Source organism: Sphingobium sp. S6 (assembly GCF_905120495.1).
GTDB lineage: Bacteria > Pseudomonadota > Alphaproteobacteria > Sphingomonadales > Sphingomonadaceae > Sphingobium > Sphingobium agri.
In genome coordinates this window covers 675,530-695,586 of sequence record NZ_CAJHOG010000002.1, presented here as the reverse complement: position 1 = coordinate 695,586, position 20,057 = coordinate 675,530, and the positions used below count along the sequence as shown (strand labels likewise).

Genomic DNA, 20,057 nt, shown 5'->3' with positions numbered 1-20,057 from the left:
GCAACAGCTTAACGCTACGTTTCCGTAGCGTTGCTAGCCAAGCGGGAAACGCAGCATCCGGTCGGCCACCGGCACCATCGCCATGGCGCCGGGCCCGACGGCGCGACGGATTTCGCCATGTCCTGCGTCCAGCCCGCCGGTTAGCGCGCCTAAAGCAGGCAGAATCAGCTTGGAAGAAGAGCCGACAAAGCACCGCCGCGACACCCGCCGCCCACGCAACGACAGCCGGAGCTTGGGGTGGAAATGCCCTGAAATTTCCGGGCGCGGATCGACCGGATCGGCCTCATGCCGCAGCCAGATGCCATCGACCTCGGCTTCCACGACGCGCCGTCCACCCGGCGTCGCGTCCATGCCGGCGTCATGATTTCCAGTGATCCACAACCAATCCAGCCGCGCCGTCAGCGCCTCCAGCCGCTCGCGGGCCCTGGACGGCAGCCGCGCCGCGCCATCGGCATCGTGAAAGCTGTCCCCCAGCGACCACACCGCCCGCGCGCCCGTCCGCGCCACCAGCGCCTCGATCACGTCCAGCGTCGCCTGGCTGTCATGCGGGGGCAGGAACTGGCCGAACCGGCTGAACCAGCTCGCCTTCTCGAAATGCAGGTCCGCCACCAGCAAAGCCGATCGCGCGGGCCAGAACAGCGCCGCCTCCGGCAAAGCCATGAATTCGTGACCCGCGAACGAAAAGGGAACCATGGCTCGCCTATGCGCGCTCGCGCCCGCCCTTTCAAGAGCGGTTTGAAGCCGCTATGGGCGCGCCATGGCTTCGCCCTTCACCATCGCCGCGCTTTACCGCTTCGCCAGCTTTGCCGATCCTGAAGCTCTGGCGGTTGAGCTGCGCGAAATATGCGCGCGGCTCGGCACATGCGGCACGCTGATCCTCGCGCGCGAAGGCATCAACGGCACGGTCGCGGGCAATGCCGAAGCGATCGACGCCCTCCTCGCCCATATCCGAACGCTTCCGGGCTGCGCCGATCTCGACGTCAAATTCGCCACGGCGGAAGAACCGCCCTTCGCCCGCATGAAGATCAAGGTGAAGGCGGAGATCGTGACGCTGGGCGCAGGCGACCTCGACCCCGCCTCCCAAGCCGGGCGCTATCTCGACCCGGCCGAATGGAACGCGCTGATCGCCGATCCCGACACGATCGTGATCGACACCCGCAACGCCTATGAGGTCGCGGTCGGCAGCTTCGACCGCGCGATCGATCCCGGCACGCGCTCCTTCCGCGAATTTCCCGCCTGGTTCGACCGCTTCGCCGAGCAATTGCGCGAAGACGGCCGCGAGCCGCGCATCGCGATGTTCTGCACCGGCGGCATCCGCTGCGAAAAGTCGACGGCGCTGGTGCGCTCGCGCGGCTTTGAGCATGTCTATCATCTGCGCGGCGGCATCCTGCGCTATCTGGAGGAAATGCCGGAAGACCAGAGCCGCTGGCAGGGCGATTGCTATGTGTTCGATGAACGCGTGTCGGTCGGCCACGGCCTGACGCCCGGCAACCACATCATCTGCCGCAGCTGTGGCCTCGCCCATCGCCAAGACGCCGCGCATGTCTGCGTGGCAGAAGGTGACACCGCCTCATCTCAGGCGTGATAGCGGTGCAGCCCCGACCCATGCTCCCTTAGCCAGGCGCGCGCGGGCTTGGGATCTTCTCCCAATATCCGCGCATGGGCGGCGTGAAAGGCGGGGCTGTGGTCCATGTGCAGCAGATGGGCGAGTTCATGCGCCACCGTCGCGCGCCGGACATGCGGCGGGCACAGGATCAGGCGCCAGCTGTAGCGGATAGCCCCGCTTGACGCGCAACTGGCCCAACGGCTGCGCGGATCGCCTATGCCGACCGACGCCACGACCAAGCCATGATCGCGCGCCATCGCATGGCTTTCCTCTTCCATCACCACCCTCGCACGCGCCTTGAGCCAGCGCAGCACACGCGGCCCCACCGATTCGCGCACGCCGCCAAGCGTCAGCCGGTCGCCCTCGATCCGCACCGTGCGCGACGCGTCCGCGATCCAGCAGATGCGGACCTCCCGCCCTTCCAGAGGAAAGCATGTCCCATCCTCTAATCGCACCAGCGCGGGCCGGGCCGCCATCTGCGTCCGCACCCAGCCTTCATGCCCCTGCGCCCACCCCAGCGCGCGGTTGAGATTGGCCCGCATCGGCAGCGACAGCCGCAATTCCCCGCGCGCATGGTCGAGCGACAGACGATAAGCTTTGGCCCGCGCTGACCGGCGGATGCGGACCGGAACGGCAACCCCGTCGATCGTGATGCTGCTGTCAGAGTTCGCGGTCGACAAGATGATTTTCCCAATCGCCCGCGTCCGCCTCCGCAATCGTCCAGCCGCGCACTGATTCTTGCGCGCGATGCACCGCCTCGCGATCGCCGCTGATCAGATAGTGCCAGGACGGCAGCGGCTTGCCCTCGCCCCGCAGCCGATACGCGCAAGTCCGCGGAAGCCAGCTGATGGTCTTCACCTTTTGCGGCGTCAGCCGGACGCAATCGGGCACGAAGCGCCGCCGTTCGCTGTAATTGCTGCACTGCCCGCTATGCCGGTCGAGCAAACGGCAGGCGACGTTAGTCGGATAGACGCGCCCCGTATCCTCATCCTCCGCCTTGTGCAGGCAGCATTTGCCGCACCCGTCGCACAGCGCTTCCCACTCCGCGCGGTCCAGCTTGTCGAGGGGCTTTTCCCAGAAGTTCAAACCGTCACTTGACCCATTTTTCCAGGAAGGCGCGTACATCATCCGCCGTGCCTTCCTGCTTGTCCGCCGTTCCCGGATCATCCACCGGCACCAGAGCCACGGGCTGACCGTCGGGCCCGAACAGATAAGGCGTGCGGCTATGGCTTACCAGATAGCCGCTCGCTCCTTCCGCCTTTTCCTTGTTGGCGATGACGACGAAATCCTTCGCCACCTTCGCGACGTCCTCCGGCGTACCGGTGAGGCCGATCAGCCTGGGGTGAAACGCCGCGACATAGGTCTTCAGCACGGCCGGCGTGTCGCGATCCGGATCGACGCTGATGAAGATCGGCTGCACCTTCGCGGCGCGTGCCGCATCCGCCTTCTCGAATTGGGAAAAGCCCTGCATGATATGCTGCAAGTCCAGCGGGCAGACGTCGGGGCAATAGCTGTAGCCGAAATAGACCAGCCGGTACTTGCCCTTGAAATCGTCCCACCGCACCTTCTTCCCATCCTGATCGGTCAGGGTGAAAGGCGCACCGATGCGCGCTCCGGCCAGATCACCGCGCATGCTCTCCGCCTCGCCTGATGCGTTGCCGCCGCCACCCATATTGCAGGCGGCCAGCAGCGCTATGAGCGGCAGGATGAGGGGACGGATCGCTTTGTTCATGGCGCCGCCAGCCATGCCCTGCTATGGGCGCCATTGCAAATGCCAACGGGGCTCAAGAACGATGATGAAGGCTTTTCCGGCTTGGATGAAGGGGGCTCGCGCAGCAGCCCTGGCGCTGACACTGCTCTCGCCGGTCGCGGCGCAGGCGCAATTTTCGGACGCCTATAATTTCCTGAAGGCGGTGAAGGACGCCGATGGGCAGAAAGTCACCGACCTGATCCAGAAGCCGGGATCGACCGTCATCAACAGCCGCGATGTCACCAGCGGAGAGACCGCGCTGCATCTCGTCATCGCCCGGCGCGACAATACGTGGCTGTCCTTCCTCCTCGCTAAGGGCGCCAATCCCAATCTTGCCGACAATCGCGGCAACACGCCGCTGATGAATGCGGTCCAGGCCCGTTTCGAGGATGGCGTCCGCACGCTGCTCGGCAACGGCGCGCAGATCGACAAGACCAACGGCAGCGGCGAAACCCCGCTGATCCGCGCGGTGCAGTTACGCGACATCGGCATGGTCCGCCTGCTCGTCGCGCAGGGAGCGAATGCCGACAAGCGCGACACGATCGCTGGCATGTCCGCGCGTGATTATGCTGAACGGGACGCCCGCACTTCGGGAATCGTCGAAGCGCTGGCAGCTGCCAAGCCGAAAGCCACGCCATCGGGTCCGGTCCAAGGCCCGACGTTTTAAAGTCGCCGAGCCCGCGGTCTAGAACGAACGCGCTAGTCTAAGTCCACCGTTCGCGCTGAGCCTGTCGAAGCCTGTCCTGAGCGCCCGCTGCAAGCAGGCAGTCGAAGGGGTCTTACTTCCTTCAAGATAAGAAAAGGGCTTCGACAAGCTCAGCCCGAACGGGGCGTTAGCAATGTGGGCAGGATCGATATCGCCCGAACCGCCTTGTCTCCGGCCCCGCGCCTTCCCATCTTCTCTCGATGATCCTGAAAGCCTGGAGAGGCCGGTCATGGAGCGCAAGAACGATATCGAAAAGGCCTGGGAACAGGCACTCGGCAATATATTCCAGCCCTATACGCATGCCCCGCATGACATGAAGAAGGCGCTGGACTCATTTCACGGCAGCCTGACCAACAGCAGCTACGACATCCGCCGCCACATGGCCCGAACTGCGGCGCGGCAGGGTTCCACTGCGCTCAACCGATTCCTGGCCGACGAATATTGGGGCACGCGCCCCCGATAAGGATGAAGGTGGTGGCGTTTAGCCCTCACCACCCCAATTCCGCGGCATGGTCCGGGTCCGCCAGCGCGGTCAGCCGCCGCGCAGCCCGCCGGGCAAAGCGCAGCGTCTCGGCCTTCCGCCGCGCAGCCGCAAGCGGCTCCACCGGCGCAGGCCGCAGCAATTCCGCATCATATTGATCCGCCACGATCAGACCGGTGCGCGCGGGCCACAGCGCCTCGCTGTCGAAGAGCGACAAGTCGAAGCCGGAAGGCACCGCCCAAAAGAAGCGGTCGCAATAATCGAGATAATCGGGCCATTTCATGTCGCCCAGCAAATCTGCGCGGCTGCATTTGATTTCGACGATGGTGATGCGTCCCGCGCTATCCAGCGCCATGATGTCGGCACGGCGGCCGTTGGGCAGCGGCACTTCCAATATTCCGCTCATGTCGTGCCGAAAGAACAGCCGCAACGTCCCACGCGCGACGGCCAGCGCCGTGCCATCCGTCAGTGGAGAGCAGCCCTCATCAGGCGCGGACAGGGAAGAAGCCGGACTCATGGCTCAGCTTTTAGAACAGGAAGGGAACAAAAGAAAAGGCCGATTCAGTTTCCTGAACCGGCCCGCTGTCCTTGTGATGTGCGACCCGAGGATCAGCGATAGAAGATATGATTGTCGATCGCGGCGAGCTGACGCTTGCCCCAGCCCGGCGAAACCCGGCGGGCATGGAAGAACAGGGCGCCTTCCGCCTTGCTGTTCCAGCTGTCCTGCATGGCGATCTGGGCAATCGCAACCGCCTCGCGCCAGCTTTCGCTTGCCATCGGAATGGCGGGCATGCCGCGTCCACGCACGAAGCTGAACTGGCCCGGCTGATAGACGACACCGCACAGGCTGCTGGCGAAACGGCCCGACTTCGCCCGGTTGATGATCACGCGAGCGACGGCCAGCTGGCCTTCCAGGCTTTCGCCCTTGGATTCGAAATAGACCGCGCCAGCCAGGCACTTCATGTCGCCTTCGACGCTTTCGGCTTCGCCGTGCGAGGCGACCAGGGCAGACAGATTGTCGGCGCGCACATCGGCGCTGTCGGAAAGATTGGCCAGCGGCTGCGCGACTTCGCGCGGCGCGGCGAAAACAACAGCGGGCTTGGAAGCCGCCGGAGCTGCATTCAGCTCTTGATTTCCGGGAAGGGAAACGACCGATGGAGCGACTTCGCTAGCGCTCGACATGTCGGCCGCAGTTACCGCGACGGTGGCGGTCAGGGCAAATGCCGCGGCAGTCGCGGCCTTCAAACGAAAACTCATTACAACTCAGAAACATGCGGTTCTTGGCCAGGGACGTCAGGAAAAACCCCACACAACTATCGACGTCAGGCCGCCCCCCGTCTGCGTGTTTACCTCCCCCGCCCCCCACGGGCGAATTTGGCAACCTGCGCGTTAAGCGTTGGGAGGGGCCAGTGCCTTCGACCAGCCGGGGAGTCAACGATTAGCAGATCGTTTCAGCGGCGAACCGTTCCGCATCCGCGATATCGAGTTCGATTACCCACAGATCGGGGTCCGAACGTCGCCGCCTCGCTAGATATTGATTGAGGGAATCGGTTCCCTCTTCCGCCGCAGGCCCGCACCGTTCCATCCTGTACCCGCCAGCAAAGTCCGACACCCGTTCGAACAGCCCCGCGAACTGCCCTTTTTCCGCCGCTTCGATCAGGATCACGCCGCTGATCTCGTCGCCCTTGACCAGAACCGTGGCGAAGCCCCCTGCCGCCGCTGCGCGCCTTACCAGCACGCCGACCAGCATCGCGCTGGTCAGCCGGTCAGCCAGCATAACCGGGCAATGACGACAGCGGGATGTGCGACCGCATGAACGTGCCCGTTCCCCGGCCGACCTCTTCGCCGTCCATATCGACCAGGCTGGCTTCGGCGACGAACACGCGTCGCTTGCCGCTGATCCAACGGCCTTCCGCACGGATTCGCCCTGGTCCGATCGGCCGGGTGAACAGCAGGTTGAACGCGGTCGTCAGCAGGAACCGATCGCTGACCAGGCTGTTCGCCGCATAGAAGGCCGCATCATCCATCATCTTGAAATAGACGGTGCCATGGACAGCACCTGCCGCATGGAACTGCTCTTCATCGACATCGAATTCGATGATGGAACGGCCGGGTTCGGCAATCGTCAGTTCCGACCGGAACATCCGGTTGATCGGTGCGGAGCGGTAGAGATTCTCCAGCGCACGAAAATGCGCTGTCTCGCCGCTCGGCACATCGGCCATGTCAGGCGGCGTCACGCGCTTCGCCGCCAGCCAGCAGCGCATGCAGCGCCTCGGCCGATTTCGCCCCCCGCAGCCGCGCGACATGTCCCTCGTCGCGCAAATAGCGCGACACGCGGGCCAATGTCTTCAGATGCTCCGCCCCGCTGTCCACAGGGGAAAGCAAGGCGAAGACGATGTCCACGGGCGCGTCATCGACCGAATCGAAGGCGAGCGGTGGATTGAGCTGCACCACGACGCCGCTCATCCGTTCCAGGCCGGGAATCTTCGCGTGCGGAATGGCAACGCCGCCGCCAAAGCCAGTCGACCCAAGCCGCTCCCGTTCGAACAGGGCATCCGATACCGCGGCCGCATCCAGCCCGTAAGCGGAAGCGGCGAGTTGCGCGATCTTCTGGAACAGCGGCTTTTTGCCGTTAGCCGAAACGTCCGTTGCAAGTGCTTGTGGCGCGACGATGTCGTTGAAATGAACCATGACCAACCTGGAACAGCCGGGCGCGCGCCACGCCCCTTTTGATCACGCGTGCCCGGGGATATAAAGCCCGGCCCCATAAGCCGCCTGCCGCTTCGGGTCAATGGCGGCCCGGGACCGGACCCGATGGTCAGGCGCGTGCTTGCTCCCGTGGTTCCACCCAGCCGATCGTCCCATCCTGACGGCGATAGACCATGTTATAGGCCGATGTGCCCGCGTTCAGGAACAGCAGCGCGTTGGTGTTGCGCAGGTCGAGCATCATCACCGCGTCAGAAACGCTCGCTTCGGGAATATCGACCCGCGTTTCCGCCACGATCAACGGTGCGTCAGCCGGTTCCTCTTCCTCTGGCGACGAAGCGAAAATGGTATAGCCCGCGCCATCCAATCCGTTGAGGTCATAGCCATTGGCCCGCTGCGCCTCGGCCGCGACGGCCTGGGGATGACGGTCCTTCAGGCGGCGCATGTAGCGCCGCAGCTGCCGCTCGATCTTTTCTGCCGCCTGGTCGAAGGCCGGATGCGCTTCCTGCGCCTCGCCCGCTCCTTTCAGGATCAGGCCGGTCATCACATGGCAGACGATATCACAGTGGAAAGCCCCGTGGGGCGCAGGCCGGAACGTGACCTGGGCGGAAATCGTGCGCGAAAAATATTTCTCGGCCATCGCCTCCAACCGGGTCGCCACATGCTCTTTTAGAGCGTCGCCCGTATCGACCTGATGTCCGGAAACACGAATATCCATATGCCTTCTCCTTGTTCTTGCCGGGCTGCGGGAGGCAGTCCGGTTGGGCGAAGCGTGAAGGGCAGTATGTCAAACCAGCCTTCAAGCCTCCTCCAGCCAGAGCGGCTTTTCCAGCGTCGCGACAAACGCTGCATGCCTTTCCAGCTCCATCGCGCTGGCCGTGAAAACCCGCGCGGGACGAACAGGGCGAACCGCGATATTGGCCGCAAGTTCCACCCGAATGGCGTCTTTCTCTTCCTCCTGTGCAAGACCAAGGCCGATCTGACGGCCTCCCTTGAGCTCGATATACAGCTGCGCCAGCAATTCGGCGTCCAGCAACGCGCCATGCTTGACGCGATGGCTGCGATCGATGCCGTAGCGGGTGCAAAGCGCGTCGAGGCTATGCTTGGCGCCCGGATGCAGCTGCCGCGCGATCGCGACAGTATCGATCATCCGGTGCATGCCGACTTCCGGCAGGCCGCAAAGCTTCAGCTCATGGTTGAGGAAGCCGAAATCGAACCGCGCATTGTGCGCGACCAGATGGCTGTCTTCCAGAAAGTCCAGCAACTCCTCCACGCCATGGGCGAAAAGCGGCTTGTCCTTCAGGAATATGTCCGACAGCCCGTGGATCGCCTCGGCCGCGGCGGGCATCAATCGCTGGGGATTGTAATAAGCATGGAAGGTGCGGCCTGTGGGCACCCGATTCACGAGTTCGATGCACCCGATTTCCACCATTCGATCCCCGGAAGCGGGGTCAAATCCAGTCGTTTCGGTATCGAATATGATTTCGCGCATTGACCTCTTCATGCCGACTCTGCGGCTCACCCTGTCGGCCTGTCCCTTATCGGCCGGTCTTTGATGCAAGGCAAGCAACCAAGCGCCGCACTTGGCGCTGCGTGGCCGCAAATGTAGTGCCTGTATGGATGATATAGTCCGCCCGCCGCCGCTTTTCAGCATCGGGCGTCTGCAAGTGCAGGATTCTGCGGAATTTCTCCACCGTCATGCCCTTGCGCGCCAGCACGCGCTTGCGCTGCTTCCAGGCTGGCGCCGTCACGACGATGACGCCTGCCAGCTTGCGCTCCATATGCCCTTCGAACAGCAGCGGAATGTCCAGCACGACAAAGGCGCGCGAGCGATGCCGACGCAGGAAAGCCATCCGCTCTTCCTTCACCGCCGGATGGACGATCGCTTCCAAAGCCTTGAGTTCCTGGGGATGCCCGAACACCGCCGCGCCGAGCTTCGCCCGGTCGACGCCCGCAGGCCCGGTCGTCCCGGGAAAGCGCGCCTCGATAGCTGGCAACAGCCTGCCGCCTGGCCCTTGCAGCCGATGCACCTCCGCATCCGCATCAAAGACTGGCACGCCCTCCCGCCGCAGCATGGCCGCCACGGCCGACTTCCCCATCCCGATTGATCCGGTCAGCCCATAGATTTTCATGACGCGTCAGGCCGCCAGCAGCAACGCGCGCAATTCCTCGTCCCGCTCGCGCGGGGCCTGCGCGTCGAAAAAGATATCGAACGCCAGCGCCGCCTGCCCGATCAGCATCTCCAGCCCGTCCAATGCCTTCAGTCCGCGCGCCCGCGCTGCCTTGAGCAGTGGAGTCTCCAGCGGCGCATAAACGATGTCATAGACCGTCGCCCCATCGGGCAGCGTGGAAAGATCCGGATCGAGCACCGGCTGACCCACCATGCCGAGCGAACTTGTGTTGACCAGCAGATCCGCCGCCGGAAGCATGTCGCCCATGCCGATCACCCGCCCCTTGACCTTCGCCCGGTCAAGCAAGGCCTGCCCCTTGGTGGCATCGCGCGCCATCACGGTGATATCGGCCACGCCCAGGCTGGTGAGCGCAAACAGGATCGCCCGCGCCGCGCCGCCCGCGCCAACCAGCACGGCGCTCTCCCCTTTCCACTTGTCGCGGAGCAACGGCTGGAGGAATCCCCCCGCATCGGTATTGGTCCCGATCAGCGGCCCGCCGGTTTCGCTGGCGATCGTGTTCATCGCCCCGATCCTCTCGCGCACGCCGCCCGGATCGTCGGTATAGTCCATCACCGCGATCTTGTGCGGAATGGTGACATTGCATCCCAGCCAGTCCGGATCCGCCCTGCGCTCCAGAAAATAGGCGGAAAGCCTCTCCGCGGTGACATGCGTCTTGCGATATTCCGCCTCGATCCCCAGGCAATCGAGCCAGAAATTATGAATGAGCGGCGATTTGCTGTGCGCGATCGGATCGCCGATCACCTCTGCATAGGGAAGCGTGTCAGTCATGACGGCAGAACGCCCCGCACGCGCAGAAAGTCAAGCAGCGGCAGCAATGGGAGCCCCTGAATCGCGAACTGACTCCCTTCCACCTTGCTGAACAGTTGCACGCCCGGCCCTTCGATCCGGTAATTGCCAACGCACCAGCGGCACTGCTCCCATTCCTCATCCAGATACTTAGCTATGAAACTATCGGACAAGGGCCGCACCGTCACCCGCACCCGTTCGATGTGCCGCCAGATCGGCTCGCCATTCAGCACGATGACGGCCGCGCTATGCAGATGATGCACCCGTCCCGACAACAGCCGCAAAATCCGCTCCGCATCCGCGCGATCCACAGCCTTGTCGATCATGCTGCCATCATCGAGGCTGAGCGTCTGGTCGCATCCCAGGATCAATCCACCCGGCACCCGGCGCGATATGCGTAGCGCCTTCAACTCCGCGAGTGCATCCGCCAGCGCCCGCGCGCCCAACCCGTCCGCCCGCAGCGCTTCCTTCGCCGCTTCTTCATCGACGCCGGGCGAAAGCGCTTCGAACGGAACGCCCGCCGCCTGCAACAGCGCCCGGCGGCTTGCGCTTTGTGACGCCAGCACGATCATGATTCACTTCCTTCCGCCAATACGCGGTCATTGAACAGATTGATGATCGCAGCCGCCGCTTCCTCGATCGAGCGACGCGTCATGTCGATCACTGGCCAGCCATTGTCGGCAAACATGCGCCGGGCAAAGGCCAGTTCCTCCTGCACCTTTTCCAGATCGACATAGCTGGTTTCGGGCGCCTGGTTCAAAGAGAGCAGCCGGTTGCGGCGGATCTGCACCAGCCGCTCAGGACTGACGGTCAGCCCCACGACCATCGGGTGCCTCAGCGAATAAAGGCTGCGCGGCGGCGGCGATTGCACCACCAGCGGAATGTTCGCCGTCTTGTATCCGCGATTGGCAAGATAAATGGACGTCGGCGTCTTGGACGCGCGCGACACGCCCGCCAATACGATGTCCGCCTCCTCCCAATTTTCATGGCCCACGCCATCATCATGGGCGATGGTGAACTGGATCGCCTCGATCCGCGCGAAATAGGCTTCGTCGAGGATATGCTTGCGTCCCGGCCGGTTGCGGGTTTCCTGTCCCAATATGTTGGACAGGGCGTCGGTCACGCTGTCGAGCGCCGCGACATGGGGCAGGCCCAGCGCCCGGCAGCGCGTTTCCAGCCGCCGCCGCAACTGGTGATTGGACAGGGTGAACAGGACGAGGCCCGGATTGGCGGAAATCTCCTCCATGATCCGGTCGAGATGGACATCGGACCGCACCATCGGCCAGAAATGCCGCACCGCCTCGACATTTTCAAAGGCGCCGATCGCCGCCTTGGCGATATTTTCCAGCGTCTCGCCGGTGGAGTCGGACAGCAAATGCAGATGGATACGCGACATGACGCATATCTCTGTGTGGAGCCTGTGGATAAAGCAAGGGATAGGTTGCGGACGAAATACCCCTTTTTAGGTAGCCCCCATTAGCCGGAATCTTATCCACATGGCTCCCACAGGCCGTCATTTTCATCCACAGCCTGTGGGTAACGTGGATGAATGGACTGACTCGCACCGGAATCCTTGACGTGAAGGAGTCAAGCTGTTGGCAAATCCGGGCACAGCGCATAAACCCCGCTGCCAACGCCTCTACTATCTCCATCATCCTTTTAAGAATCTAAATAAGAGAGATTATGACGGGACCAGATGCCGGCCTTTCCGCTGGACCTTCCAAGCCGCTGCTTTCCGTCCTGAAGGGTGAAAGCCTGTCCGTGCCGCCCATGTGGCTGATGCGCCAGGCGGGCCGTTATCTGCCGGAATATCGTGCCTTGCGCGCGCAGAAGGGCGGATTTCTCGAACTGGTCTATGACAGTCCGGCTGCCGCTGAAGTCACGCTTCAGCCGCTGCGCCGTTTCGGCTTCGATGGCGCGATCCTCTTTTCAGACATTTTGATCGTTCCTTATGCGATGGGGCAAAATCTCTGGTTCGAAACGGGGGAGGGGCCTCGCCTCGCACCCATCCTCAGCGAAACCGACCTGTCAGCGCTGAAGCCTGACCTCAGCCGCTATGAAGCCGTTTATGAAACAGTGCGGCGGGTGAAAGCGGCGCTGGACCCCTCTGTCACCTTCCTCGGCTTTGCAGGTAGCCCCTGGACCATTTCCACCTATATGGTGGCCGGGCAGGGCAGCAAGGATCAGGGCGCGGCCCGACGTCTCGCCTATCAGGACCCGGAACGGTTCGGCGCGATCATCGATGCCATTATCGAGTCCACCGTCACCTATCTGTCAGGCCAGATCGATGCCGGGGTAGAGGCGGTGCAGCTGTTCGACAGTTGGGCAGGCAGCCTGGCGCCGCTTCAGTTCAACCGCTGGGTGATCGAACCCAATCGCCGCATCGTCGAAAAGCTGAAAAGCCTGCATCCTGGCGTCCCGATCATCGGCTTTCCCAAGGGCGCTGGAGCGAAGCTTGCCGACTATGCGGCAGGGACCGGCGTTGACGCGATCGGTGTCGATGAAACCATCGATCCCCATTGGGCGAACCGGGTGTTGCCGGAGGGGCTGCCTGTGCAAGGTAATCTCGATCCGCTGGCGCTCATCGCCGGGGGCAGGGCGGTCGAGGAATCGGTCGACAACATCCGCGCCGCCTTTGCGAGAAGGCCCCACATCCTGAACCTCGGCCATGGCATTCTCCCCGATACGCCGATCGCCCATGTCGAGGCGCTCATCGCCTATGTCCGGCAAGGAAAGAGAAGCTGATGCCCTATCTTGGAGCTGCCTATCTGTGGGTGAAGGCCGCCCATGTCATCTTCGTCATCTTCCTGATGGCGGGACTGTTCATGATGCCGCGCTTCTTCGTCTATCATCATCAATGTGCCGTCGGATCGGATGAGGACCGCAAATGGATCGACCGCGAGCAGCGGCTGCTCAAGATCATCCTCAACCCCTCGCTGATCCTGGTCTGGGTCTTCGGCCTCATGCTGATGGTCGAAATCGGCGCCTGGCATTTCGGCTGGTTCCACTTGAAGCTGCTCTTCGTCCTTGGCCTTTCCGCCTATCATGGCTGGATCGCGGGCTATGCGAAGAAACTCGCCAAGGGCCTGCGCCCATTAAGCGAAAAGAAGCTGCGCCTGATCAACGAAGTCCCCGGCATCGCTGCCGCAGTCATCGTGGTCGCCGTGATCGTCAAACCTTTTTGAACAGCGTCATCCCAGCGAAAGCTGGGATCTCATGAGGCATCGCTGAACGTCGGCCGATTCAAGCCTCCGCTGGAATGACGAGGTTCAGGAAGGCTCCACCGCAATATTATCGATAAGCCGCGTCCGCCCCAGCTTCGCCGCGCCCAGCAGCCGCGCGGGGCGATCCAGCACGTGCATCGGCTCCAGCGTCACCGCGTCGCACAGCGTCACATAATCGATAGGTTCAAAGCCATGCGCGCTCAGCATCGTGATCGCCTTGGCAATCGCCGCTTCGACACTGGCGCCTTTCTCCATCTGCCGCGCCGCTTCACCCAAAGCGCGGGGCAGGGCGAGCGCGTCCTTGCGCTCCTCGTCGGTCAGGTAGGCGTTGCGCGATGACAGGGCCAGCCCATCCTCGGCCCGCTGCGTCGGCACGCCGATGATCTCGATCCGCATGTCGAGGTCGCGCACCATCTGCCGGATCATCGCGAGCTGCTGATAATCCTTCTCGCCGAACAGGGCGACATCGGGCTGCACCTGGTTGAACAGCTTGGTGACGACCGTCGCCACGCCATCGAAATGCCCCGGCCGCGCCGCGCCATCCAGCCCTTCGGTGATCCCCGAAACGGAAATGTTGGTGGCATAGCCGGCCGGATACATGACGTCCGGCGTCGGCGCCCACAGCGCATCGACGCCTGCGGCCTGCAACATCTGTGCGTCCTTGGCCTCGCGCCGGGGATAGGCGTCCAGATCCTCGTTCGCGCCGAACTGCCGCGGGTTGACGAAGATCGACACGACGACATGCCCGGCATGGCGCCGCGCTTCCTCGACCAGCGCCATATGCCCTTCATGTAGCGCGCCCATCGTCGGCACCAGCGCGACGGGCCGCCCATCGCTTTTCATCGCATCGATCGCGGTTCTTAAGGAAGGAAGGTCACGCAGGGTTTGCACGGGACGAGGGGCTCCGATATGGCAGGGGCACGGGGACTATCCTGCTAAAGGCACGACCCGACAATAGGGTCAAGAATCGTTGCGGCAATAAACGGGGTTATCAATGGGTACGAACACCCAAACGCATCATATCGTCTTCGCCAATGAAAAGGGCGGGACCGGCAAGTCGACCACCGCCGTGCACACCGCCATCGCCTTGACCGCGCTCGGCTACAAGGTCGGCATGATCGACCTCGACCCGCGTCAGCGCACCGTCACGCGCTACATGGAAAATCGCGCCGAAACCGCCCGCCGCCGCAACATCGACTTGCCCGCGCCGGACTTCGCCGTGCTGAAGGGTGACACGATAGAAGCGCTGGAGGAAGAATCCGCCGCGGTTGCCGAGGGCAAGGATTTCCTGGTCGTCGATACCCCCGGTCGCGATGACCTGTTCGCCCGCCACATGGCCGCCCGCGCCCATACGCTGGTGACGCCGATGAACGACAGCTTCGTGGACTTCGACCTCATCGGCCAGGTCGATGCGGAAACCTTCAAGGTCCGCCGCCTGTCCTTCTATTCCGAACTCATCTTCGAAGCCCGCAAGACCCGCGCCAAGGCGGATGGTGTCTCGATCGACTGGGTCGTCCTGCGCAACCGCGTCCAGCATCATGACGCCCGCAACAAGAAGCGCGTCGGCGACGCTCTGATGGAACTCTCCCGCCGCGTCGGGTTCCGCGTCATTCCCGGCCTCTCCGAGCGCGTCATCTTCCGCGAGCTTTTCCCCTCCGGTCTCACCCTCCTCGACAAGGGGCATCTGGGCGACCTCGGCGTCAGCCACATCGCCGCCCGCCAGGAACTGCGCGAGATGGTCTCCGGCCTTGCCCTTCCCTCGCGTGAAGAAAGGACGCCGGTCGATCTTCTCGGCGCGGCCTGATGGGCCTTTTCGCCTTTCTTCTTCTCGGGCTCGCCGCCTGGCTCATCTGGACGGGACGTTTGCAGCGCATGAGTGTGAAGGATGGCATGGTGTTGGGGGGCGCGCTGGTGGGCGCGGTCATGGCCGCCAAGGGCAAGCCGCTCGCCGGAGCGCCGTTGCTGCTTGGCGCGGCGCTCTTTTTTATGAACCAGTCGCGCCATAAAAAGCGCTCCGCCACTCCCAAGGCAGCCCCCGAACCCGCCAGCATCGCCAGAGCGCGCGCCCTGCTCGGCGTCCCTCAGGATGCCGACGAAAATATGATCCGCGCAGCCCACCGGCGGCTGATCGCCTCGGTCCACCCCGATCGCGGCGGCACCGAGGCCCTGGCGGCGGAAATCAACGCCGCCCGCGACCTGCTGCTGTCTGAATCGGACAAAAAAAAGCAGCCGCCCAGCCGCTAGGGCGGTAGAACAGGGTTCATGTCCCACCACTTCCACCCTTCGCTGCTGCGCGAATATGACATGCGCGGCATCGTCGGCAAAACACTGGGCGAGGAAGACGCCTATGCCCTCGGCCGCACTTTCGGCACGATCGTCAGGCGCAGGGGCGGTTCAGCGGTCGTGCTTGGGCGCGACGGCCGCCTCAGTTCGCCCATGCTGGAACAGGCCGTGGCTGATGGCCTTCAAGCCAGCGGCATCGACGTGCTGCGCATCGGCATCGGCCCCACGCCAATGCTCTATTATGCCGAAACGCTGCTCGATGTTGATGGCGGCATCCAGGTAACCGGCAGCCATAATCCCGCCGATCACAATGGCTTCAAGCTGGTACTTGCGCATGAAGCCTTTTTTGGCGCCGACATCGCCCGTCTTGGCGCCATCGCCGCCGCTGGCGATTGGGAAGAGGGCAGCGGCAGCAGCTCCGCCATCGACGTCATGGACTGCTATGTCGCGCGGCTCATGGAAGGATTTGACGGCAGCGCCTGGCGCATCGGCTGGGACGCGGGCAATGGCGCAGCGGGTCCGGTCGTGGACAAGCTCGTCAAGCTGCTGCCGGGTGAGCATCACACGCTTTTCACCGAAATAGACGGCAATTTTCCCCATCATCACCCCGACCCGACAATCGAGGAGAATCTGCACGACCTTCGCAACCTTGTCCTCGCGAACAAGCTCCATTTCGGACTGGCCTTCGACGGTGACGGCGATCGTGTCGGTGTCGTCGATGCACAGGGCCGCACCATCTGGGGCGACCAGCTGCTCGCCCTGCTGGCCGCGCCGGTGCTTCAGGAACGGCCCGGCGCCACCATCGTCGCCGATGTGAAATGCAGCCAGATCCTGTTCGACCGGGTCGCCGCGCTGGGTGGCCAGCCGCTCATGTGGAAAACCGGGCACAGCCATATCAAGTCGAAGATGAAGCAGGTCGGAAGCCCCTTGGGCGGCGAAATGACCGGCCACATCGTCTTCGCCGACGATTATTTGGGCTTTGACGACGGCCTGTACGCCGCGCTGCGCGTCATCCGCATGGCAAGCTATGAGGGCAAGACCATCACCGCCCTGCATGACGATCTGCCGCCGCTGGTGAACACCCCCGAACTGCGATTTGCCGTCGAGGAGGACCGCAAATTCGCAATCATGCGGGACATCATCGCCCGGCTGCGGGCGGAGGGCGCGACCCTGAACGACATCGATGGCGCCAGGGTGACGAGGCAAGATGGCTGGTGGCTATTGCGCGCCTCCAACACCCAGGCGGAATTGGTCGCCAGAATCGAGTCGCACGATCAACCCGGACTCGAGCGTCTTCGGACCGACCTGTGGAGTTATCTGTCACCGCATGTGCCGGGCCTTGATGAGTAAACAAGCCGAGGAAAGCGAAAAAAAGAGCGGCAATCGTCAACGTTCTTGGTTGCATCTTCCGCTACGGCATCAGCCGGTTTCACCGACAGTTGCAATAAACGCAACCGTGTAGTTTTCTTTCGCAGTTGCGAAAAGCAGCGCTGATCTGCACAAGGAACGGGCCTTTCAGGCATCCTCTCCTAAAACTTTCAGGCCGTCCCTTGGGGCGGCTTTTTTTTGCCTCCAGCAGCCACAGCGGATTTTCCGAACGGGAAATTTACCATATCGCTGCCATAGCCGGTGCCACATCTGCGCGCTTCGCGCCGCACGGGTTTGAAGAAGGGGGATCTGCATGTTTCTAAGCCGCCGCGCTGCCAGCGCTTGTCTGTCCGCAGGGCTGGTCGCACTGCCACTCCCAGCATTCGCAGGCGGCTTCTATCTTCAGGAACAATCGCCCAAGGAGACCGGACGGGCGCTTTCCGGTGCGGGCGGGGCAGCCGATGATCCTTCCGCCATCTATTTCAACCCCGCCGCCATGACGGAGCTTCCGGGCGTTCAACTGTCTGCTGGCGTGATTGCCCTGTTCGCGACTGCGAGCCAGCAAAATCAGGGCAGCAATCGCACCGTTCCCGGGCTGCCCGGCGCCACCGTTCCAGTTGCTGGCAATTCCGGCGGCAATCCGTTCGACAAACTCATCCCCGTGCCCAGCTTCTATGTCACGGGGCAGGTCACGGACCGGCTCTGGATCGGCGCGGGCGTCAATGCGCCGTTCGGGCTGAAGCTTGCCTATGATGACGGCTTTTTTGGCCGCTACGACTCCCTCCACACCGACCTGAAGACCTATAACATGCAGGGATCGGCCGCCTACAAGCTGGACGATCATTTCTCCATCGGCGGCGGCGTGGACGTGCAATATGTGAAAGTCACGCTGACCAACGCCTTGCCGCAGCTCTCGCCGCTCATCGCGGCCGATGGGCTTGCGGAGGTGAAAGGGAAGGATTGGAGCGTCGGATGGCACGCTGGCCTTTTCTACACCAACGGCGTGACAAATATTGGCATTTCCTATCGGTCGGGCATCGATCATAGCATGACGGGCAGTCAGACCATATCGGGCCTGCAAAGCCTCCTTGCCGCCCAGAATGGCAGCACCGGTGTCAGCGCCCCGCTCAATCTTCCCGACATCGTGACCGCCGGTTTCATGCACCGGTTGACGCCGCGCCTGCGCGCCTTGATCAGCGCGCGCTGGTATAATTGGTCGGTTTTCAAATCGATCGCGATCACGGCCGGTGGCCGCACCTCGGTCAAGGAACTGGATTACAGGGACGGCTACAGCGTCAGCCTGGGCGGCGAATATGATGTCAATCCGGCGCTGACCCTGCGCGCGGGCACGATGTTCGATCGCACGCCCACCAATGCGCAGTTCCTGACGACCCGCGTGCCCGATGGCGATCGCGCCTGGCTGTCGGCAGGGGCGACCTATAATGTCTCGCCCAGTCTCGCCCTCAATCTCAGCTACGCGCATAATTTCGTGGAAAAGGCGACGATCGTCCGCCCCGACACCTATTATGCCGGAACTGCGGCGGCGACGACCGTCACCACCCTGTCCCGGATCAGCGGCAATGCCGATCAGATTGCCGCATCGGTGACGGCACGCTTCTAACTTGGCCCGCGAATGACTATAGGGGCTCCATCAGCACGGAGCCCCCAGTTCATGTCCGACCATAATCCCGGCCTGCGTCCCTGGCGCGACATCGCCCGGCGTCAATGCCGCCAGATCATGGTGGGCAATGTGCCGGTCGGGGGCGGCGCGCCTGTCACCGTGCAGACGATGACGAACACGCCGACCCATGATGTGCGCGCGACGATCGACCAGATTCGCCGCTGCGAGGAAGTCGGCGTCGACATCATCCGCGTGTCCTGCCCGGACGAGGAATCGACTGCCGCATTGAAGCAGATCGTGCGCGCCGCCCGCGTGCCGATCGTCGCCGATATCCATTTTCACTATAAGCGCGCACTCGAAGCGGCCGACGCGGGTGCGGCCTGCCTGCGCATCAATCCCGGCAACATCGGATCGGAGGCGCGGGTCAAGGAAGTGGTGGACGCCGCCAAGGCGAATGGCTGCGCGATCCGCATCGGTGTCAATGCAGGCAGCCTCGAAAAGGACCTGCTCGAAAAATATGGCGAGCCTTGCCCGGAAGCGCTGGTGGAAAGCGCGCTCGATCATATCAAGCTGCTGCAGGATCAGGACTTCCACGAATATAAGGTCGCGGTGAAGGCGAGCGACGTCTTCCTTGCCGTCGCTGCCTATATGCAACTTGCCGACGCGGTCGATTGCCCCCTGCACCTTGGCATTACCGAAGCGGGCGGCCTGATCGGCGGCACGGTGAAAAGCGCGATCGGGATCGGCAACCTGCTCTGGGCCGGGGTCGGCGACACCATCCGCGTGTCCCTCTCCGCCGAACCAGAAGAGGAAGTGCGCGTCGGCTATGAGATCCTGAAGTCCCTCGGCATCCGCACGCGCGGGGTGAAGGTCATCTCCTGCCCCAGCTGCGCGCGCCAGGGCTTCGACGTCATCCGCACCGTTCAGGCGCTGGAGGAACGACTCCAGCATATCCACACGCCCTTGTCGCTCTCGGTCCTGGGCTGCGTCGTCAACGGCCCCGGCGAAGCGCGCGAAACCGACATCGGCCTTACCGGCGGCGGCGCAGGCAAGCACATGGTCTATCTCTCCGGCCTCACCGACCACACCATCCAGGACGAAGGCATGATCGACCATATCGTCCAGCTGGTCGAAGCGAAGGCAGCGGAGATCGAAGCGGCAAAGATCGAGGCGGAAACAACGGACGCAGGACGGGCCGAGGCGGCGGAGTAGGGGAGGGGCTTTCTTCTCGATCGCACCAGCCTGCTTGCCTAAGACGGTCCCGCTGAGCTTGACCTCTCCTCTGCTGTTCCGCCCAACCCCCCGTTCGGGCTGAGCTTGTCGAAGCCTCCTCC

The 20,057-nt window shown here is 63.2% G+C and carries 26 protein-coding genes; 10 read left to right on the top strand and 16 right to left on the bottom strand.

Translation table 11 applies throughout. From position 1 onward, the window contains the following. Positions 1-33: 33 nt before the first annotated feature. Positions 34-693 carry a ligase-associated DNA damage response endonuclease PdeM gene (gene pdeM / locus SPHS8_RS10485; RefSeq protein WP_201515427.1) on the bottom strand — a complete coding sequence of 220 codons (660 nt, stop codon included), beginning with the start codon at positions 691-693 and terminating at the stop codon, positions 34-36. 64 nt (positions 694-757) lie between these two features. Here pdeM and trhO point away from each other — a divergent pair, with 64 nt between their 5' ends. Then, positions 758-1,585 (top strand): oxygen-dependent tRNA uridine(34) hydroxylase TrhO, encoded by an 828-nt coding sequence (gene trhO, locus SPHS8_RS10480; protein ID WP_201515426.1) that lies wholly within the window; start codon positions 758-760, stop codon positions 1,583-1,585. Here trhO and SPHS8_RS10475 read toward each other — a convergent pair. The 3 genes from SPHS8_RS10475 to SPHS8_RS10465 are packed head-to-tail and all read right to left on the bottom strand — an operon-like array spanning position 1,576 to position 3,353. After that, positions 1,576-2,286, bottom strand: coding sequence for a M48 family metallopeptidase (locus tag SPHS8_RS10475; protein ID WP_201515425.1), 711 nt, complete (start codon positions 2,284-2,286; stop codon positions 1,576-1,578). The two genes, trhO and SPHS8_RS10475, sit on opposite strands and share 10 nt — an antisense overlap. Continuing rightward, positions 2,267-2,692 (bottom strand): YcgN family cysteine cluster protein, encoded by a 426-nt coding sequence (locus tag SPHS8_RS10470; protein WP_236575080.1) that lies wholly within the window; start codon positions 2,690-2,692, stop codon positions 2,267-2,269. The genes SPHS8_RS10475 and SPHS8_RS10470 overlap by 20 nt, the downstream gene beginning before the upstream one ends. Before the next feature lie 4 nt (positions 2,693-2,696). Next, positions 2,697-3,353, bottom strand: coding sequence for an SCO family protein (locus tag SPHS8_RS10465; protein WP_201515424.1), 657 nt, complete (start codon positions 3,351-3,353; stop codon positions 2,697-2,699). Between the two features lie 46 nt (positions 3,354-3,399). Between SPHS8_RS10465 and SPHS8_RS10460 the strand changes: the two genes are divergently transcribed. Both SPHS8_RS10460 and SPHS8_RS10455 read left to right on the top strand, forming a co-directional pair. Continuing rightward, complete coding sequence (locus tag SPHS8_RS10460) at positions 3,400-4,023, top strand: ankyrin repeat domain-containing protein (RefSeq protein ID WP_236575079.1); 624 nt, start codon at positions 3,400-3,402, stop codon at positions 4,021-4,023. Between the two features lie 268 nt (positions 4,024-4,291). Continuing rightward, positions 4,292-4,525 (top strand): hypothetical protein, encoded by a 234-nt coding sequence (locus tag SPHS8_RS10455; protein WP_201515422.1) that lies wholly within the window; start codon positions 4,292-4,294, stop codon positions 4,523-4,525. 25 nt (positions 4,526-4,550) lie between these two features. On the opposite strand, the gene SPHS8_RS10450 is transcribed toward SPHS8_RS10455, so the two are convergent. The 11 genes from SPHS8_RS10450 to SPHS8_RS10400 all read right to left on the bottom strand — a co-directional run bounded on the left by SPHS8_RS10450 (position 4,551) and on the right by SPHS8_RS10400 (position 11,623). Then, complete coding sequence (locus SPHS8_RS10450; RefSeq protein WP_201515421.1) at positions 4,551-5,060, bottom strand: MmcB family DNA repair protein; 510 nt, start codon at positions 5,058-5,060, stop codon at positions 4,551-4,553. A 92-nt stretch (positions 5,061-5,152) separates the two neighbouring features. Beyond that, entirely contained in the window at positions 5,153-5,800 is a 648-nt protein-coding gene (locus tag SPHS8_RS10445; RefSeq protein WP_097090555.1) for a cell wall hydrolase, read from the bottom strand. A 181-nt stretch (positions 5,801-5,981) separates the two neighbouring features. Next, positions 5,982-6,320 (bottom strand): DUF1491 family protein, encoded by a 339-nt coding sequence (locus tag SPHS8_RS10440; RefSeq protein ID WP_201515420.1) that lies wholly within the window; start codon positions 6,318-6,320, stop codon positions 5,982-5,984. Next, a complete protein-coding gene (locus tag SPHS8_RS10435) occupies positions 6,310-6,807 on the bottom strand; it encodes a PaaI family thioesterase (protein WP_201515419.1) in 498 nt (165 codons plus the stop codon). Before SPHS8_RS10435 ends, SPHS8_RS10440 begins: the two co-directional genes overlap by 11 nt. After that, a complete protein-coding gene (locus tag SPHS8_RS10430) occupies positions 6,767-7,234 on the bottom strand; it encodes a PTS sugar transporter subunit IIA (protein ID WP_201515418.1) in 468 nt (155 codons plus the stop codon). Before SPHS8_RS10430 ends, SPHS8_RS10435 begins: the two co-directional genes overlap by 41 nt. A gap of 127 nt (positions 7,235-7,361) precedes the next feature. Further along, entirely contained in the window at positions 7,362-7,967 is a 606-nt protein-coding gene (hpf, locus tag SPHS8_RS10425; protein ID WP_097090558.1) for a ribosome hibernation-promoting factor, HPF/YfiA family, read from the bottom strand. Positions 7,968-8,048: 81 nt separating this feature from the next. After that, the gene (dnaQ, locus tag SPHS8_RS10420) at positions 8,049-8,741 is read right to left on the bottom strand and encodes a DNA polymerase III subunit epsilon (RefSeq protein ID WP_201515417.1); all 693 of its coding nucleotides are present in this window, start codon (positions 8,739-8,741) and stop codon (positions 8,049-8,051) included. 46 nt (positions 8,742-8,787) lie between these two features. After that, complete coding sequence (gene coaE / locus SPHS8_RS10415; protein WP_201515416.1) at positions 8,788-9,381, bottom strand: dephospho-CoA kinase; 594 nt, start codon at positions 9,379-9,381, stop codon at positions 8,788-8,790. Between the two features lie 6 nt (positions 9,382-9,387). Continuing rightward, positions 9,388-10,209, bottom strand: coding sequence for a shikimate dehydrogenase (aroE, locus tag SPHS8_RS10410; RefSeq protein ID WP_201515415.1), 822 nt, complete (start codon positions 10,207-10,209; stop codon positions 9,388-9,390). After that, entirely contained in the window at positions 10,206-10,799 is a 594-nt protein-coding gene (locus tag SPHS8_RS10405) for a Maf family protein (RefSeq protein WP_201515414.1), read from the bottom strand. Before SPHS8_RS10405 ends, aroE begins: the two co-directional genes overlap by 4 nt. After that, positions 10,796-11,623 (bottom strand): pyruvate, water dikinase regulatory protein, encoded by an 828-nt coding sequence (locus tag SPHS8_RS10400; protein ID WP_097090563.1) that lies wholly within the window; start codon positions 11,621-11,623, stop codon positions 10,796-10,798. The genes SPHS8_RS10405 and SPHS8_RS10400 overlap by 4 nt, the downstream gene beginning before the upstream one ends. 287 nt (positions 11,624-11,910) lie before the next feature. Between SPHS8_RS10400 and hemE the strand changes: the two genes are divergently transcribed. Both hemE and SPHS8_RS10390 read left to right on the top strand, forming a co-directional pair. After that, entirely contained in the window at positions 11,911-12,972 is a 1,062-nt protein-coding gene (gene hemE / locus SPHS8_RS10395) for a uroporphyrinogen decarboxylase (RefSeq protein WP_201515413.1), read from the top strand. Next, the gene (locus tag SPHS8_RS10390; RefSeq protein ID WP_201515412.1) at positions 12,972-13,412 is read left to right on the top strand and encodes a CopD family protein; all 441 of its coding nucleotides are present in this window, start codon (positions 12,972-12,974) and stop codon (positions 13,410-13,412) included. The genes hemE and SPHS8_RS10390 overlap by 1 nt, the downstream gene beginning before the upstream one ends. Positions 13,413-13,496: 84 nt before the next feature. Here SPHS8_RS10390 and panC read toward each other — a convergent pair whose 3' ends face one another. Then, positions 13,497-14,342 (bottom strand): pantoate--beta-alanine ligase, encoded by an 846-nt coding sequence (panC, locus tag SPHS8_RS10385; protein ID WP_201515411.1) that lies wholly within the window; start codon positions 14,340-14,342, stop codon positions 13,497-13,499. A gap of 103 nt (positions 14,343-14,445) precedes the next feature. Between panC and SPHS8_RS10380 the strand changes: the two genes are divergently transcribed. The 5 genes from SPHS8_RS10380 to ispG all read left to right on the top strand — a co-directional run bounded on the left by SPHS8_RS10380 (position 14,446) and on the right by ispG (position 19,935). Next, entirely contained in the window at positions 14,446-15,255 is an 810-nt protein-coding gene (locus SPHS8_RS10380; protein ID WP_201515410.1) for a division plane positioning ATPase MipZ, read from the top strand. Then, positions 15,255-15,695, top strand: coding sequence for a J domain-containing protein (locus SPHS8_RS10375; protein ID WP_201515409.1), 441 nt, complete (start codon positions 15,255-15,257; stop codon positions 15,693-15,695). Before SPHS8_RS10380 ends, SPHS8_RS10375 begins: the two co-directional genes overlap by 1 nt. A gap of 18 nt (positions 15,696-15,713) precedes the next feature. Then, complete coding sequence (gene pgmG / locus SPHS8_RS10370; RefSeq protein ID WP_201515408.1) at positions 15,714-17,084, top strand: phosphoglucomutase/phosphomannomutase PgmG; 1,371 nt, start codon at positions 15,714-15,716, stop codon at positions 17,082-17,084. Between the two features lie 331 nt (positions 17,085-17,415). Continuing rightward, positions 17,416-18,723 carry an OmpP1/FadL family transporter gene (locus tag SPHS8_RS10365; protein WP_201515407.1) on the top strand — a complete coding sequence of 436 codons (1,308 nt, stop codon included), beginning with the start codon at positions 17,416-17,418 and terminating at the stop codon, positions 18,721-18,723. A gap of 51 nt (positions 18,724-18,774) precedes the next feature. Further along, complete coding sequence (gene ispG / locus SPHS8_RS10360) at positions 18,775-19,935, top strand: flavodoxin-dependent (E)-4-hydroxy-3-methylbut-2-enyl-diphosphate synthase (RefSeq protein WP_201515406.1); 1,161 nt, start codon at positions 18,775-18,777, stop codon at positions 19,933-19,935. The last annotated feature ends 122 nt before the right edge of the window (positions 19,936-20,057 follow it).